The organism is Tropicibacter oceani, assembly GCF_029958925.1.
Classification (GTDB): domain Bacteria; phylum Pseudomonadota; class Alphaproteobacteria; order Rhodobacterales; family Rhodobacteraceae; genus Pacificoceanicola; species Pacificoceanicola oceani.
Genome location: NZ_CP124616.1, coordinates 3,066,103 through 3,082,584, shown reverse-complemented (window position 1 = coordinate 3,082,584; position 16,482 = coordinate 3,066,103). Strand labels below are relative to the sequence as shown.

At 65.1% G+C, this 16,482-nt stretch carries 17 protein-coding genes; 13 read left to right on the top strand and 4 right to left on the bottom strand.

What is annotated here, in order from left to right; all coding sequences use genetic code 11:
- Positions 1-121: 121 nt before the first annotated feature.
- The gene (locus QF118_RS14790; protein WP_282299808.1) at positions 122-574 is read right to left on the bottom strand and encodes a MarR family winged helix-turn-helix transcriptional regulator; all 453 of its coding nucleotides are present in this window, start codon (positions 572-574) and stop codon (positions 122-124) included.
- A 150-nt stretch (positions 575-724) separates the two neighbouring features.
- Between QF118_RS14790 and QF118_RS14785 the strand changes: the two genes are divergently transcribed.
- The 13 genes from QF118_RS14785 to QF118_RS14725 all read left to right on the top strand — a co-directional run bounded on the left by QF118_RS14785 (position 725) and on the right by QF118_RS14725 (position 14,090).
- Complete coding sequence (locus QF118_RS14785) at positions 725-1,522, top strand: DUF2182 domain-containing protein (RefSeq protein ID WP_282299807.1); 798 nt, start codon at positions 725-727, stop codon at positions 1,520-1,522.
- Positions 1,513-2,220, top strand: coding sequence for a DUF1326 domain-containing protein (locus QF118_RS14780; RefSeq protein WP_282299806.1), 708 nt, complete (start codon positions 1,513-1,515; stop codon positions 2,218-2,220). Before QF118_RS14785 ends, QF118_RS14780 begins: the two co-directional genes overlap by 10 nt.
- Positions 2,217-2,735 carry a DinB family protein gene (locus tag QF118_RS14775; RefSeq protein ID WP_282299805.1) on the top strand — a complete coding sequence of 173 codons (519 nt, stop codon included), beginning with the start codon at positions 2,217-2,219 and terminating at the stop codon, positions 2,733-2,735. The genes QF118_RS14780 and QF118_RS14775 overlap by 4 nt, the downstream gene beginning before the upstream one ends.
- A 93-nt stretch (positions 2,736-2,828) precedes the next feature.
- A complete protein-coding gene (locus QF118_RS14770) occupies positions 2,829-3,824 on the top strand; it encodes an MDR family oxidoreductase (protein ID WP_282299804.1) in 996 nt (331 codons plus the stop codon).
- The gene (locus QF118_RS14765; protein ID WP_282299803.1) at positions 3,817-4,209 is read left to right on the top strand and encodes a hypothetical protein; all 393 of its coding nucleotides are present in this window, start codon (positions 3,817-3,819) and stop codon (positions 4,207-4,209) included. The genes QF118_RS14770 and QF118_RS14765 overlap by 8 nt, the downstream gene beginning before the upstream one ends.
- A gap of 60 nt (positions 4,210-4,269) precedes the next feature.
- Entirely contained in the window at positions 4,270-5,469 is a 1,200-nt protein-coding gene (locus tag QF118_RS14760) for an aminotransferase class V-fold PLP-dependent enzyme (protein WP_282299802.1), read from the top strand.
- 79 nt (positions 5,470-5,548) lie between these two features.
- A complete protein-coding gene (locus tag QF118_RS14755; RefSeq protein WP_282299801.1) occupies positions 5,549-6,970 on the top strand; it encodes a cryptochrome/photolyase family protein in 1,422 nt (473 codons plus the stop codon).
- Between the two features lie 76 nt (positions 6,971-7,046).
- On the top strand, positions 7,047-8,291 hold the full coding sequence (locus QF118_RS14750) for an SAM-dependent methyltransferase (RefSeq protein WP_282299800.1): 1,245 nt from the start codon (positions 7,047-7,049) through the stop codon (positions 8,289-8,291).
- A gap of 5 nt (positions 8,292-8,296) precedes the next feature.
- Positions 8,297-8,737, top strand: a complete 441-nt coding sequence (locus tag QF118_RS14745; protein ID WP_282299799.1) for a TrgA family protein — start codon at positions 8,297-8,299, stop codon at positions 8,735-8,737.
- Positions 8,738-8,740: 3 nt separating this feature from the next.
- On the top strand, positions 8,741-9,865 hold the full coding sequence (locus tag QF118_RS14740) for a gamma-glutamylcyclotransferase (protein ID WP_282302493.1): 1,125 nt from the start codon (positions 8,741-8,743) through the stop codon (positions 9,863-9,865).
- A gap of 66 nt (positions 9,866-9,931) precedes the next feature.
- Positions 9,932-10,966, top strand: a complete 1,035-nt coding sequence (locus tag QF118_RS14735) for a cysteine synthase A (protein ID WP_282299798.1) — start codon at positions 9,932-9,934, stop codon at positions 10,964-10,966.
- On the top strand, positions 10,963-13,371 hold the full coding sequence (locus QF118_RS14730) for a DUF3772 domain-containing protein (RefSeq protein WP_282299797.1): 2,409 nt from the start codon (positions 10,963-10,965) through the stop codon (positions 13,369-13,371). Before QF118_RS14735 ends, QF118_RS14730 begins: the two co-directional genes overlap by 4 nt.
- Positions 13,368-14,090: an alanyl-tRNA editing protein gene (locus tag QF118_RS14725; protein WP_282299796.1), complete on the top strand. Its 723-nt coding sequence runs from the start codon at positions 13,368-13,370 to the stop codon at positions 14,088-14,090. Before QF118_RS14730 ends, QF118_RS14725 begins: the two co-directional genes overlap by 4 nt.
- Before the next feature lie 43 nt (positions 14,091-14,133).
- Here the strand turns inward: QF118_RS14725 and QF118_RS14720 are convergent, their stop codons facing one another.
- From QF118_RS14720 to QF118_RS14710, 3 genes are all read right to left on the bottom strand, one after another.
- Positions 14,134-14,547 (bottom strand): Fur family transcriptional regulator, encoded by a 414-nt coding sequence (locus QF118_RS14720; RefSeq protein ID WP_282299795.1) that lies wholly within the window; start codon positions 14,545-14,547, stop codon positions 14,134-14,136.
- A 63-nt stretch (positions 14,548-14,610) separates the two neighbouring features.
- Complete coding sequence (locus QF118_RS14715; protein WP_282299794.1) at positions 14,611-15,498, bottom strand: DMT family transporter; 888 nt, start codon at positions 15,496-15,498, stop codon at positions 14,611-14,613.
- Between the two features lies 1 nt (position 15,499).
- A complete protein-coding gene (locus QF118_RS14710; protein ID WP_282299793.1) occupies positions 15,500-16,378 on the bottom strand; it encodes a tellurite resistance TerB family protein in 879 nt (292 codons plus the stop codon).
- Between the last annotated feature and the right edge of the window lie 104 nt (positions 16,379-16,482).

The window sequence follows — 16,482 nt, the reverse complement described above, 5'->3', positions numbered from 1 at the left end:
GGATGCTGCATTCAACAAGCAGGCATAAAGGTTGGAAAAGGGGGCGCTGCCCCCATCGCTGACGCGATTCCCCCGGAGTATTTTGACCAAGAAGAAGCCAGGGAAGGTGCCCTGGCGGCGGTCAGTCCTTTTCTGCCAGAAGAGCGGAGAGGCCGTCTTCGAGGGCTTTGAAGGCTGGTCCGAGTTGGTCTTCGATCCGGGCCTGGTATTCCATGGCCAGCGGCAGCAGGTCTGCCATCAGGGCGCGGCCCTTGTCGGTCAGGGTCAGCCGGATCAGGCGGCGGTCGGTTTCATGGGCGCGCTTGGCGATCAGCCCTTGTGCTTCGAGCCGGGTGGCGGCGCGGCTGACCTTGCTTTTCTCCATGGCGACGCGGATTTCGATATCGCGGATCGAGACATCCTGGGCCTGTGTCAGATGGACCAGGACCCGCCATTCGGGGATCGAGATGCCAAAGCGGTCGCGGTATTGGCGCGCCAGCTCTTCGCTGGTTTGCTGGGCGGCGACGGCCAGGCGGTAAGGGGTGAACCGCGCCAGATCGAACTGCGGCAGATCGGGTTTTGGCTGTTTGCTCATCGGGGTTCCCCTATCGTCTGTTTCGGGACAATGCCGGTGATGGCGCGCGCCCGCAACCGCGGCCCTGCGGCGGGGCGAAAAAGTCTGGGTATTGTGGGCGCTGCCCATTGCGCAGGGCCGCCGGATTTGCCACCGTTGCCACAGGGGAGAGTGACGGATTTGGCACTGCGCGATATCAGCTGGCTTTTGTTTTATGCGCTGGTCCTGGGGGCCTGGGCGGCGCTGTACCTGATGGCGCTGGGCAGCGGTGCGATTGCCTGGGGCGGTCCTGGCGCGCTGGCCGAGGCGCTGGCGACGCTTTGCACCGGGACCGGTGCGGGCGGCGCGGGCCTGTTGGGGCTGTGGACGATGTGGGCGGTGATGGGCGCGGCGATGATGCTGCCGACGTTGCTGCCCATGCTGTCGACCTACAGCGGGTTCGCCGGGCGGCTGCAGGGCGGGCAGGCCGGCTGGTGGGGGATCGTGGCGGGCTATGCGCTGGTCTGGGCGTCGTTTGCGGTTCTGGCGGCGCTGGTTCAGGCGGGGCTGGCGCGGGTCGGCCTGGTGGACCGGTTCGGCGCGGCGACCGCTGTCTGGTTTCAGGCGGGGCTATTGATCGTGGCGGGGGGCTATCAGCTGAGCAAGGCCAAGACGCATTGTCAAAGCGCCTGCCTGTCGCCCATGTCCTATTTCATGGGACGGTTTCGCCCCGGGTTGGCCGGCGGGGTCCGGATGGGGATCGAACAGGGGCTGTGGTGCGTCGGTTGTTGCTGGGCGATCATGGCGCTGGGTTTCGCCGGCGGGGTGATGAACCTGGCCTGGATGGGGCTTGCGACGCTGTTCATGGTGCTGGAAAAACTGCCGCAGATCGGGGCGCGGCTGCGCCGCCCTGCGGGCGTGATATTGGTGTTGGCCGGTCTGGCCCTTATGGCTTTTGAAATTGGAAAGGCAGGTGCGATATGGCTTTGATCAGGCGACCGGGGGCGGACAAGCTGCCCATTTCTCAGAGGATCGACCAGAGGATGCCGAACCCCAAGCGGCGGCAGATGCGGCCTACGGACTGGGCGATCAAGGGCGAATTGTTCCTGAACTGTTCGTGCACGGTGTTCTGTCCTTGCGTGGTGAGCCTTGGCAAGCATGACCCGACCGAGGGCACCTGCAAGGCCTGGATGGCGATTGCCATCGACGAGGGGCATTACGAGGGCGAGTCCCTGACCGGCGTCAATGTCGGGTTGATGGTCGAGATCCCCGGCAAGATGGCCGAGGGTGATTGGCGGGTGGCGGTCTATATCGACGACAAGGCGACGCCCGCTGCCTACAACGGCTTGCTCAAGATCCTGTCGGGCGAGGCGGGGGGCACCACGGGCCTGTTCACCATGCTGGTCAGCACCATCATCGGCCACGAGCGCGAGAAGGTCGAGATCGTGCGCGAGGGCAAGAAGCGCGGGCTTTACATCGGCCGCAAGATCCAGGGCGAGATCGAGATGATCGAAGGGTCGAGCCCCGATCACCCGGTCATGGTGTCCAACACCCAGTACTGGATGGGCCCGGATGTCATCGTCGCCAAGGCGGGCAAGAGCAAGGTGCGCGATTATGGCCGCATCTGGGACCTGTCCGGCAAGTCGGGCGAGATTTGCGCGATTGACTGGAAGGGCGCGGGCAAATGATGATCACGCCGGAGTATTGCCTGACCATGGCGCGCTATAACGCGTGGCAGAACAAGCAGTTGAAGGCGGCGTTCCAGGCACTGGGCGACAAGGAGCTGGGCAAGGATCGCAAGGCGTTCTTCGGCTCGATCCTGGCGACGGCGAACCATGTGCTGTGGGGGGATCGCCTGTGGTTGTCGCGCTTTACCGGGGTGCCGGCACCGGCGGGCGCCATCGCGGAGAGCACGGGCCTGACGGACAGCGGGGCGCAATGGGCGGTCGAGCGGTTTCGCACCGACGGCGCCTTGATCCAGTGGGCCGAGCGGCTGCGCGCGGTCGAATTGTCCGGGCCGCTGAGCTGGCATTCGGTGATCCTGGGGCGTGAGATCAGCAAGCCAAAGGCGCTGTGCGTCTTGCATCTGTTCAACCACCAGACCCATCACCGCGGGCAGATCCACGCCATGTTGACCGCCGCCGGGGCCGAGGCGCCGGTCAGCGATCTGGCCTTCATGCCCGAAGAGGGGCCGTGGCTGTGACGACGGTACGGCGCTCGGGCTGATGCCCGTCGCCCCGCCCGCCGTCCCATCACGCGGCATTGCAACAGAGTCAAACGAGACAGGAGAAAGAGCATGTTCAAGGCATTGATCGTCGAGAAGGACGAGGAAACCGGCAAGACCAGCGCCTCGGTGCAGCAGATCGGTGAAGACCGTCTGCCCGAGGGCGAGGTCACGGTCGCGGTGGAATATTCCACGGTGAACTACAAGGACGGGCTGTGCATCGGTCCGGGCGGCGGGCTTGTGCGCAATTACCCGCATGTGCCGGGCATTGATTTCGCCGGGACGGTCGAGGCATCGTCGGATGACCGCTACAAGCCCGGCGACAAGGTCGTGCTGACCGGCTGGCGCGTCGGTGAGGCGCATTGGGGCGGCTACGCGCAAAAGGCGCGGGTCAAGGCCGATTGGCTGGTGCCGCTGCCCGCCGGTCTGGACAGTCGCGCCGCCATGGCCGTGGGCACCGCCGGGTTGACCGCGATGCTGGCGGTGATGGCCCTGCAGGATCACGGGATGGTGCCGGGCAACGGCCCGGTTCTGGTCACGGGCGCTGCGGGCGGTGTCGGATCGGTCGCGGTGGCGATCCTTGCCAACCTCGGGTTCGAGGTGGCCGCCGTCACCGGACGCCCCGAGCAGGAATCCTATCTGCGCGATCTGGGTGCCTCCGAGATCGTGGCGCGCGACGAGTTGACCGAAGTCACCCGCAAACCGCTCGAGGCCGAGCGTTGGGCGGGCTGCGTCGATGCGGTGGCCGGGGCCATGCTGGGCCGCGTGCTGAAACAGATGAAATACGGCACCTCGGTTGCCGCCATCGGCCTTGCGGGCGGCGCTGCGATCGAGGGCGCGTTGATCACGCCCTTTATCCTGCGCGGCGTCAACCTGCTGGGCATCGACAGTGTCATGCAGCCCTATGACAACCGGTTGCGCGCCTGGGAACGGATCGCCAAGGACCTGCCGATGGACAAGCTGGAGGCGATGGTTCAGCCCGCCACGCTGGAGGACCTGCCGCAACTGGGCAAGGACATCCTGCAAGGCCAGGTCCGCGGGCGCGTGGTCATCGACGTCAATGCCTGACCCCAGTCCACAGGATCTGGACCGGATCGCCCGCGAACGACAAGAGATGCTGCGGCCGCAATGGCTGCTGCGGTTGTTTCGCGGCGATCTGCCCCTGGGCGAAACCTTTTGGGGTGGGCACCTGGGGCTGCAACTGGTGCTGATGCCGCTTTGGTTGACGCTGATCATGGTCGTGCCATTGGTGGTGCCGGGCCTGCGCCCGGCCAGCCTGATGCTGTTCTTTGGTCTGACCCTTGCCCTGTCGGTGGGGGTGACGCGCGCGGTGATCCTGGTCGCACCGCGCGCAGGCAAGGGGGGCTGGCGCTGGATCGCGGTGCTGGTCAGCCTGGTGATCACGGCGCAGCACATCTGGCTGCTGAGCATGTGGCTGCGCGGCGATCTTTGACCGCGCCTTAGGCCCTGCAACCCACCCCTGAAACGGGTGTCATCAAGAAGGAAACAACAGGTGTTGGATATCGATTTCGTCAGGGCGCAGTTCCCCGCCTTTTCCGAAGCCAGCCTGCAAGGTCAGGCGTTTTTCGAGAATGCGGGCGGGTCCTATGCCTGCCGCCAGGTGATCGACCGGCTGGACCGCTTTTACCGCCAACGCAAGGTGCAGCCCTATGCCCCCTACAAGGCCAGCCGCCTGGGCGGCGAGGAAATGGACGAGGCGCGCAGCCGGTTGTCGGCGCTTTTGGGGGTTGATCCGGACGAGCTGAGCTTTGGCCCCTCGACCACGCAGAACACCTTTGTTCTGGCGCAGGCCTTTCGCAAGTTCATGGCACCCGGCGAGGCGATCATCGTCACCAATCAGGATCACGAGGCCAACACCGGCCCGTGGCGGCGGCTGGCCGACGAGGGGATCGAAATCCGCGAATGGCAGATCGACCCGGAAACCGGGCATCTGAACCCCGAGGATCTGGAATCCCTGCTGGACGAAAAGGTCCGGCTGGTGTGTTTTCCGCATTGCTCGAACGTGGTGGGCGAAATCAATCCGGTGGTGGAAATCACCGCGCTGGCCCATGCGGCGGGGGCCTTTGTCTGTGTGGATGGGGTCAGCTATGCGCCGCATGGCTTTGCCGATATCGGCGAGATGGGGCCGGATATCTACCTGTTTTCGTCCTACAAGACCTATGGCCCGCATCAGGGCATCATGGTGATCCGCCGCGCCTTGGCCCAGGCGCTGCCGGGGCAGGGGCATTATTTCAACAACGACGTGCTGTACAAGAAATTCACCCCCGCCGGGCCGGATCACGCGCAGGTCGCGGCCTGCGCCGGGATGGTCGATTACATCGAGGCATTGGCGGACCATCACGGGGTCAGTCCGGGCGCGGTTCACGATCTGATGCGCGCGCACGAGGAAAAGCTGCTGCAACCGCTGCTGGATGCGCTGTCGGCGCGCAACTCGGTGCGGGTTTTGGGGCCGGACAGGGCGGCGGGGCGCGCGCCGACCGTCGCCGTCCATTGCACCCGTCCGGGCGAGGCAGTGGCCGCCGATCTGGCGGCACATGGCATCATGGCGGGGGGCGGCGATTTCTATGCGGTGCGCGCGCTGCAGGCGCAGGGCATCGACCCGGCGCACGGAGTCCTGCGGCTGTCCTTCACCCACTACACCACAGAGGACGAGATTTCGCGGCTGATCAACGCCTTGGACCACGTTCTTTGATCCAGTCGCCGCGCTGGCCCGTATCTGTTTCGACAAAAGGCCGTTTCGCGGCGTTTTACCCCAAGGCGCGGAGGCAGGCTTGCACGACACATCACCCATCATCGTCTGGATCAGGCGGGACCTGCGGCTGAGCGACCATGCGGCGCTTCATGCAGCCTCCGCGACCGGGCGGCCGGTGATCCCGGTCTTCATTCGCGACGCGCTGGTCGATGGGTTGGGCGCTGCGCCGAAATGGCGGCTGGGGCTGGGGGTCGACCATTTCGCCAAGTCGCTGGCGGCCAAGGGATCGCGCCTGATCCTGCGGTCAGGCCCGGCCGTCGATGTTCTGACGGCGCTGGTCAGGGACACCGGGGCGGCGGGCGTCTACTGGATGCGCGCCTACGATCCAGGCAGCGTCGACCGCGACACCAAGGTCAAGGCCGCGCTGAAGGACCTTGGCGTCGAAGCACAAAGTTTCGCCGGGAACCTGTTGTTCGAACCCTGGTCGGTGCAGACCAAGCAGGGCGGTTTCTACAAGGTCTATACGCCCTTCTGGCGCGCGGCGCGCACCCATGACGTGCCCGCGCCCCTGCCTGCGCCCAAAACCTTGCCCGCGCCGCAATCCTGGCCACAAGGCGAGGCGCTGGAAGACTGGCACCTGGGCCGCCAGATGCGCCGCGGCGCCGCCGTGGTGCTGCCCTATGTGCAGCTGGGCGAGCAGGCGGCGCAGGGGCGTCTGGGGGCCTTTGTCGCCAGCAAGGTGGCCGACTACGCCGATCAGCGAAACCTGCCGGGGGTCGATGGTACATCGTGCCTGAGCGAGAACCTGAGCCTGGGGGAAATCAGCCCGGCGCAGTGCTGGCACGCGGGACGCCGCGCCATGGAAGAGGGCAAGCAGGGCGCCGAAACCTTTCTGAAGGAACTGGCCTGGCGCGAGTTTGCCTATCACCTGATGTGGCACAGCCCGCATATCCTGACCTCCAACTGGCGCGAGGAATGGCAGGCCTTTCCCTGGAACGAAGACGAACGCCTGGCCGAGGTGAAGGCCTGGAAACAGGCGCGCACCGGCATCCGTTTCGTCGACGCCGGCCTGCGCGAGATGTACGTGACCGGGCGGATGCACAACCGTGTGCGGATGATCGTCGGATCGTACCTGACCAAGCACCTGCTGTGTCACTGGAAGATCGGGCAGGCCTGGTTCGAAGAGTGCCTGATCGACTGGGACCCGGCGGCCAATGCCATGGGCTGGCAATGGGTTGCGGGCTCGGGGCCTGATGCCTCGCCGTATTTCCGGGTGTTCAATCCGGTCACCCAGCGCGAAAAATTCGACCCGGACCGCGCCTATGTCGATCGCTGGATCGCCGAGGGGCGCAAATCGCCCTCGGCCGAGGCGCTGAGCTATTTCGACGCCATTCCGCAACGTTGGGGCATGTCCGCCGCGAACCCCTATCCAGACCCGGTCGTCGCCGTCGACGAAGGCCGCAAACGCGCGCTGAGCGCTTATGAAAACAAGGGCTTTTGAGCCGCACAACAGGTAGATACTTGCCAGATCGCGACGGTTTGTCAAAGCTGTCCGGGATGTCCAGTGGGAGGACAGTATGATGAAACACGCCAATGACACCCAGTTCGTAGAACCGCTGCTGACCAGCACCGAGGGGCAAAAGAACCTGCCGCGCTATTTCGCGCAGGTCTTTGCGGCGGCCAGTGCCATGAACAAGGGGCAGCTGGATTTCATCCTGCCGGACGGGCGGCAGTTTCGCGCGCAGGGGCGGCATCCCGGCCCGGTGGCGCAATTGCACATCCACAACGGCGACATCTTTGCCCGCCTGATCCGCGAGGGCGACCTGGGCTTTTGCGAGGCCTACCTGGACGAATGGTGGTCCTCGCCGGACCTGATGGCCTTTCTGGACCTGGTCCATGCGGACAACGACGACCTCTACGACGGTTTCCCGGGGATGAAGCTGGTGCGCGGCTATGAAATGCTGCGGTTCTGGCTGCAATCCAACTCCAAACGGCAGGCGAAAAAGAACATCTCGCACCACTATGACCTGGGCAATGATTTCTACGCGCTCTGGCTGGATCGGACGATGACCTACAGTTCGGCCCTGTTCGAGACCGGCAGCGAGACGCTGGAACAGGCGCAGATCGCCAAATATGCCTCGATGGTGGATCGGATGGGCGTGCAACCCGGCGATCACGTGCTGGAAATCGGCTGTGGCTGGGGCGGTTTCGCGGAATATGCCGCAAAGGAACGCGGGCTGCGGGTGACCTGCCTGACCATCAGCGAGGAACAGTTCAAATACGCCCAGGACCGTATTGAACGGGCAGGGCTGTCGGACCGTGTGACCTTCAAGTTGCAAGATTACCGCGACGAACGTGGCCAATATGACGGCATCGCCAGCATCGAGATGTTCGAGGCGGTGGGCGAAAAATACTGGCCGGTCTATTTCGAAACGGTGCGCCGGTGTCTCAAACCGGGGCGGCAGGCCACGTTGCAGATCATCACGGTGCAGCACCGCCGCTGGGATGTATACAGGAAGGGCGTTGATTTCATTCAGAAATACATCTTTCCGGGTGGCATGTTGCCCAGCCCGGTGGTGCTGCGCCAGCAGATCGAAAAGGCCGGGCTGGACGTGGTGGGCAGCCGTGAATTTGGCGAAAGCTACAGCCGTACACTGCGCCTGTGGCATGCGGATTTCAACGACCGCTGGGACCAGATAGCGCGACTTGGATTCGACACTCGGTTCCAAAGAATGTGGAATTTCTACCTTGCGTCTTGCGCCGCGACCTTTCACTTCGGTAACTGTGATGTGACCCAGATAACGATTGCAAGGCCGAGCTGACCCAGATGCCCACCGCCGCCAAACTTGTCGCAGCGCTTTGTCTTGCCGCTTTGGGATACGCCATCTCGGAGTTGATCAAGACGCTGGAGCCGGCAAGCACGGATTTCGGCATCTTCAGCATCGTCAATGCCCTTCTGGGGCTGATCTGCGGCTGGGTGATCATCGGCGGGCGCGCCGGGCGCGGGCAGGCGGCGGCGGTGTCCAACGGCATCACCGGCACCGTGGCGCTGGTGTTCTGGGGGCTGTTCATCCAGGGCGGCAACGAAATGCTGCGCCTTGCCATGCGCAACCGCTTTGACGGCCCGGTCGAGGCGCTGGCCGCGATTTTCGAGATCATGATCGACTTTGGCCAGGTCCTGCTGAACCCGATGGTGATTGGCGGGCTGATCTGCGGCGCGCTGGTCACCGGCTATCTCAGCGAAATCGCTGCCGGACGTTGGAGATAAACCCTGCCCGATCTGTTCTTTTACGGCACGCTGCGCCATCTGCCCCTGCTTGAACTGGTGCTGGGCCGCCCCGTGCCCGAAATGCGCCAGGCCCGCCTTGACGGCTATGCGGTGCACAGCGCCAAGGACCAGCCCTTTCCGATGATCGTCGCGCAGAACGGCGCGCAGGCGCAGGGCGTGTTCATGCCGGGGCTGTCCGCCGTGGACGTCGCGCGGCTGGATTTCTACGAAGGTGGCTTTGCCTTTGACCTGATCCCGGTCACCGTTCACACCGCCGACGGGCCCGCCGACGCGCAGGTCTATCTGCCGCGCGCCGGGCAATGGCAGATCGGCCCGCTGTGGTCGCTGGACGACTGGGCCGCCCGGTGGGGCACGATGACGGTGACGGCCGCCCGCGAAGTGATGGACCGTTTTGGCACGATGGAGGCCGACCGGATCATCCCGCTGCTGCCGTTCTTTCGCGCGCGCGCCTGGGCCCGGCAGATGGCCGCCAGCGGGGCGCCGCAGACCCTGCGCAACCCGATGACCATGGACGATGTGTCGATCGTGGCCGAGCATCCGGGCTTTGACGGATTCTTCCGCATCAAGTCCTTTGACCTGCGCCACCGCCGCTTTGACGGCAGTCAAAGCCCGGTGATGTCGCGCGAAACCTTTGTCGCCTTTGATGCGGCGCTGGTGCTGCCCTATGACCCGGTTCTGGACAAGGTGATGCTGATCGAACAACTGCGCTATGGCCCGATCCAGCGCGGCGATCCGGCGCCTTGGGTACTGGAACCCATCGCCGGGCTGGTCGATGCCGGCGAGCAGCCCGAAGACACCGTGCGCCGCGAGGCGCTGGAGGAAACCGGGCTGACCATCGGCCAGCTTTTGCCGATCAGCCGCGGCTATGCCTCGCCGGGGTATTCGACCGAGTTCTTTCACTGCTTCCTTGGGCTGTGCGATCTGTCCGGCTGGCAGGAAACCGGGCAGGGCGGGCTGGACAGCGAACACGAGGACATCCGCAACCACACCATCCCCTTTGATCACGCCATGGCCCTGATCGACAGCGGAGAGGTGAACGCCGTGCCGCTGGCGATGATGCTTTTGTGGCTGGCAACAAAGCGTGATCGGCTGCGCGCCCAGGCCTGAGTGCCCTTGAGTTCCGGCAGTCCCAGCCCTACACCTTGGGAAAGCACGCGTACGAAAGGACCCCCCATGCGGATCGCTCAGGATTTGGCTCAAGCCGTCGGCAACACCCCGTTGATCAAGCTCCGCAAGGCGTCGGAAATCACCGGCTGCACCATTCTGGGTAAGGCCGAGTTCATGAACCCGGGCCAGTCGGTCAAGGACCGCGCGGCGCTGTTCATCATTCGCGACGCGGTGCAAAAGGGTCTGCTGAAACCGGGCGGCACCATTGTCGAAGGCACCGCTGGCAACACCGGCATCGGGCTGGCGCTGGTCGGGGCCTCAATGGGGTTCAAGACGGTGATCGTCATTCCCGAAACCCAAAGCCAGGAAAAGAAGGACATGCTGCGGCTGGCGGGCGCCGAGCTGGTGCAGGTGCCGGCCGCGCCCTATCGCAACCCCAACAACTATGTGCGCTATTCCGGCCGTCTGGCCGAGGAGCTGGCCCGCACCACCAACGAAGGCGTGATCTGGGCCAACCAGTTCGACAACGTTGCCAACCGCCAGTCGCATATCGAAACCACCGGCCCCGAGATCTGGGACCAGACCGGCGGCAAGGTCGATGGGTTCATCTGCGCGGTCGGGTCGGGCGGCACGCTGGCGGGCGTCGGCATGGCGCTGCAACCCAAGGGCGTCAAGATCGGCCTGGCCGATCCGGACGGCGCCACGCTGCACAGCTTTTACACCACCGGCGAACACAAGGCGACGGGCGGGTCGATCACCGAGGGCATCGGGCAGGGGCGGATCACCGCCAACCTCGAAGGGTTCACCCCCGACTTGTCCTACAACATCCCCGACAGCGAAGCGCTGCCGGTGGTCTTTGACCTGTTGGCCGAAGAGGGCCTTTGCCTGGGCGGATCGTCGGGCATCAACGTGGCGGGCGCGATGCGCATGGCGCGCGAAATGGGGCCGGGCCACACCATCGTGACCATCCTGTGCGACTATGGCACGCGCTATCAATCCAAACTGTTCAACCCCGAATTCCTGGCCGAAAAGGGTCTGCCGACGCCTGGATGGCTGTCGCGCGCCCCGGCCAGCATTCCGGGCGTTTTCGAGGACGTATGACACATCTACTCAGCAGGCTGATCGGCTTTTGCGCGGCGCTGGTTCTCAGCGCCGCAATTGCCTTTGCACAAGACACGACCGAACTGGACTATGACGCCTGGCAAGCGCTTGCTTCGCGCGCTGAACAGTCCGTCGAGGAAGGCAGCGCCTCTGACAGCGCGCTGGAGTCGTTGCGCGCCGAGATTGTCGGCTGGCGCCAGGAATTCCTGGTGGCGCAGGATGCCTCGTCTTCGCGGATCGCCAACCTTCAGGCGCAGCTGGACGTGCTGGGCGCGCCGCCCGAAGAAGGCGCAAGTGAAAGCGCCGAAATCGCCGAACGGCGGGCCGAGCTGAACGATCAGCTGGCCCGGCTGCGCGCGCCGGTACGCCGCGCCGAAGAGGCCTATACCCGCGCCGATGGCATCATCTCCGAGATCGACACCATCATCCGCGACCGCCAGACGGACGAGCTGCTGAACCTGGGGCCGTCGCCCGTCAACCCAAAACACTGGACCCGCGCGATCGAGGATTTCTCCAGCTCGATGCGGCGGTCCTGGACGGAACTGTCCCGCAATCTTGGCTCGGAGGCGCTGCGTTCACAGGCGCAGGCCAACCTGCCGTTGATCCTGTTGCTGGTGGCCGTGGCGATCACGCTGTTGGCGCGCGGTCAACGTTGGGCGCGGGCGGGCGTCAATCAGCTGCGCGGCGCCACGGTGCGCGGCACCGGCGTGTGGCGCTTTGTGCTGTCGCTGGGGCAGATCCTGTTGCCCTTTGCCGGGATCTGGGCGCTAAGCCAGGCGCTGTTCGCCACCGGCATGATCGGCCCGCGCTGGACCATCGTGCTGGAGCAGGTGCCGTTCTGGGCGCTTTTGCTGCTGGGCATCCGCTGGCTGGCGGATCAAAGCTTCAACGCCAATGACGACATTGCCACCATCACGCTGGATGGGCCGGAACGGTTTCGCGCGCGGGCCTTCAGCAACCTGCTGGCGCTGACCTACGTGGCGCGCGATGCGCTGCAATCGCTGATCGAATTCGACAACTTCAGCACGGAAACGGCGGCGGTCCTGGATTTCCCGCTGCTGGCGCTGTCGGGTTATTTCCTGTTCCGGCTGGGACGCGTGCGCAACCGCGCGCCTTTCGCAGGCACTTCCGCAGCGCTTGTTGATGACGGCCCGTTCCGGCTGCGCTTTGCCCGGCTTTTGGGGCGCTCGGCGATGATTGTCGGGGTGGTCGGTCCGATCATGGCGGCCATCGGCTATTTCCGCGTCGGAGAGGCGCTGGTTTATCCTTTCATCGCCTCGCTGGCGATCATCGGTCTGGTGCTGGTGCTGCAGCGGGTGGTCAACGACCTGTACGAACTGGTGACGGGCGAAAGCGGCGCCAAGGCCGACAGCCTGATCCCGGTGCTGGTGGGCTTTGTGCTGGTGCTGCTGGCCTTGCCGCCGCTGGCGCTGGTCTGGGGTGCGCGGGTTGCTGATCTGACCGAAATCTGGGCGCGGTTCCGCGAAGGATTCCAGATGGGGGAAACCCGGATTTCGCCCACTGATTTCCTTGTGGTCGCGGTGGTCTTTGTCGCGCTTTACATGCTGACGCGGCTTTTGCAGGGGGGCTTGCGCAGTTCGGTCCTGCCCAAGACAAAGCTGGATACCGGGGCGCAAAACGCCATCGTGTCCGGTGTCGGCTATTTCGGCATCTTCCTTGCGACGATCATCGCCGTCACCGCCGGCGGGCTGGACCTGTCGTCGCTGGCCATCGTCGCCGGTGCGCTGTCGGTGGGCATCGGTTTTGGCCTGCAGAACATCGTGTCGAACTTTGTCTCGGGGATCATCCTGCTGATCGAGAGGCCGATTTCCGAAGGCGACTGGATCGAGGTCGGCGGGCGTCATGGCATCGTCAAGGACATCTCGGTGCGCTCGACCCGGATCGAAACCTTTGACCGCTTTGACGTGATCGTGCCCAACGCCGACCTGGTGTCGGGGCAGGTGACGAACTATACGCGCGGCAACCTGATTGGCCGGGTCACCGTGCCGGTGGGCGTTGCTTATGGCAATGACACGCGCAAGGTTGAACGCATCCTGCTGGGCATTGCGCGCGATCACGACATGGTGCTGATGAACCCGGCGCCCAGCGTGGTCTTTTCCGGGTTTGGCGCAGACAGTCTGGATTTCGAAATCCGGGCCGTGGTGCGCGATATCTTTTCGGGCCTGCAGATCAAGACCGAGATGAACCACCAGATCAATGAACGCTTTGCCAAGGAAGGGATCGAGATTCCCTTTGCGCAGCGCGATATCTGGATCCGCAACCCCGAGGCCCTGACCGGCGCCAAGCCGCCCGCCGCAGCGGCGGCCGAACCGTCGGCATCCGAAACCGGGGAAGATCCCGAGGCCGAGGACAAGGACGCGCAGGAGAAAGGGACTAAGGCATGAGCAGCCATCTGTACCGCAGCGATCCCTACCAGCGCGAAGCCCCGGGCCGCGTGGTCGCCCATACCGACGAGGGCGGCGTGATCGTCGAGCCGGCGCTGTTCTACCCCAAGGGCGGCGGCCAGCCCGGCGACAGCGGCTGGCTGGAATGGGACGGCAAACGCCTGCCCATCGCCACGGCGGTCAAGGGCGAGGATGGCCAAAGCTCGGTGCTGGTGCCGGCGGAACCGGCCGCGTTGCCGCCCAAGGGCGCGCATGTGGTGCAGGTGCTGGATTGGGAACGGCGGCACAGGCACATGCGCGTTCACACGGCGTTGCACCTGCTTAGCGTGGTGATCCCGCTGCCGGTGACCGGCGGACAGATCGGCGCGGGAACCGGGCGGCTTGATTTCATGATGCCCGAGCCGCCCTCGGACCCCGGCGCGCTGGAACGCGCGCTGAACGATCTGGTAGACCGCGATCTGCCCGTGGGTGAGGACTGGATTACCGAGGCCGACCTCGAAGCCAACCCCGAGTTGATCAAGACCCTGTCGGTGAAACCGCCGCGCGGGTCTGGCATGGTGCGGCTGGTCTGGATCGGGCAGGGGCGCGACCAGGTCGATCTGCAACCCTGCGGCGGCACCCATGTGGCGCGCACCGGCGAAATCGGCGCGGTGTCCTTTCGCAAGATCGAGAACAAGGGCAAGCAAAACCGCCGCGTCAGCATCACCCTGGACAGCTAGGCCGGGCGCGGCGCAGACCGGGGCGCGCAGCCCCCGGCGGCGGCTAGTCCTTTTTCAGGGGCACGCCGTACAGCTCCATTCGGTGGCCGGTCAGCTTGTACCCCAGCTTTTTCGCGATCCTTTCCTGCAAGGCTTCGATTTCGGGGTCGACGAATTCGATGACCTTGCCGGTTTTCACGTCGATCAGGTGGTCGTGGTGGGCGCGCTCGGCGTCTTCATAGCGGGCGCGGCCATCGCCGAAATCGACCTTGTCGAGGATCCCCGCCTCGTCGAACAGCTTGACCGTGCGATAGACCGTGGCGATCGAGATCTTGGGATCGCGGGCCGCCGCGCGGGCATAAAGCTCTTCGACGTCGGGGTGGTCGTGCGATTCTTCCAGCACCTCGGCGATGGTGCTGCGTTGGCCGGTCATGCGCAGGCCCTTGGCGCGGCAACGTTTGAGAATGGAGTGTTTCATGGTCGGGGCCCTTGTCGCGCGTCTGGTCCCGTTGTGCCAAATGCCGGGGCCAAGGCCAAGGGGCTAGGCGGCGGGGCTGGCGGGAATCGGCAGTTGCCTGCGGTGCCACAGGAACCCGGCAAGGCTGATCACGACGATGGCGCCCCCGGCCAACATGCGCGGTGTCGGCGCCTCGCCGGTGCCAAGCCAGACCCAGATCGGCGCAAGAACCGTTTCCAGCAGCAACAAGAGCGAGACATTGGCCGCCGCCGTATGGCGCGAGGCCTGCGACAGCGAGAAAAACGCCAGCGGCAGGATCACCAGTCCGGTCAGCAGGATCGCCGCGACATTGCCATCGGTCATGCGCGCGGGCGTGGTGATCGCAAGGCCGGTACAGCCCGCCAGAAGCGCGCCGCCACCGATGGCCAGCAGCAGCGGCAGATCGGGCGCATGGCGCAGCGTGACAAAGTTCAGCGCCAAGGCAAAGGCCACGCCCAGACCGCAGGCCGCGCCGAACAGCGCGCCGGGGTTCAGCGCAAGATCGCCCTTGCCGGTGATGGCCAGGGTGATCCCGGCCAGAACTGCGGCAATGGTGGCCCATGTGGCCGGCGGCGTGGCCTCGTTATGCAAAAGACGGGCCAACAAGGCGGCCCAGACCGGCACCGTGGCCACGCCCAGAAGGACCGGCGCCACCGGGGCACCGCCGATCCCCATCGGGAACAGCAGGGCGTTGAAAAACTGGCACAGCACCACCGTGATCCCGGCCCGGGTCAGGACCTTTGGCAGATCGCGGCTTCGCGCCTTGCTGGTCAGGCCCCAGGCCAGCAGGAACAGCGCGCCCATGCACAGCCCGCGCCAGCCCAGCATCTGGAATCCGTTCATCCCGGACCAGCGCATGAACAGCGCATCCGGTGTCAGGACCAGCGCTCCTAAAAGCGCCAGCCCAAGGCCATAGTGGCGATGTGTTCCCATGTCAGGCGTAAAGCGGCTGCAGGCCCATTTGCATGTGCAGGGTGTTGACCGTGGGTTCGTCCAGCCCCATCGCCTTGGCGAGGGCGTTCAGGTATTGCGCCTCGTCCTGGGTGTCGACGCGGATTGTCATAAGAGAGGCAGAATAGACCTGCGTGCGCAGATGCGCCGGCGTGTCGGCAGCCAGCCCCTTGACGTCGATCGGGGCCGCCAGCTGCGCCTGCACAAAGGCGATGTCCTGCGCGTCCGCGTCATCGCCCAGGGTTTCAAGGATCTTGGCCTTTTCGGCCGCGTCGATGCCGCCATCGGATTTCGCCGCCTGGATCATGGCGCGCAGCATCAGTGCGGCCATTTCCTCGGCGTCGGGGGCGGTTTCGCGGGTGTTCAGCGCATCCATCATCGCGCCTGCACCCTTGCCCTGCGCCATGGCCGCGCTGCCGCCCGCCGCCGCCAGCAATCCGGCAAGCCCGGCACCGCCGCCGCCCAGTTGCGACAGCAGCCCGCCGCCGGCCTTGGCGTCGCCTTGCCCGCCACCAAGCGCGCCCATCAGCGCCGAAAGGTCCATGCCGCCGGCCTGCATCTTTTCCATCATCTCGGCCATGGGGTTTGCACCGCCGCCGGTCATGTTGCCCATCATCGCGCCCAGCCCGTTCTGCTTGAACTGGTCGATCATGTTGCCCATCGGGTTGGCCGCGCCCTCGGGCATCTTGCCGGACAGGGCCTGGCCCATCTGCGCCTGCGCGGCCGAAGCCGGGTGTTCGCCCTTGATCTGCGCGCCGCCGCCCAGAAGGCTGCCAAGCCCCTGTCCGCCGGACATCTTGTCGACGCCGCGCGCGGCGGCATATCCGATGGCGACCTTGGCCAGTGTTCCCATGAGACCCATGACGACTTCCTTCCCCGAAAAATACGTTACGCACGCAGACTGGCAGATTCTGTCCGCAAAGTCACAGGCTTGATTGACGGCGCCTGAAAAGCGGTGTCCAACAG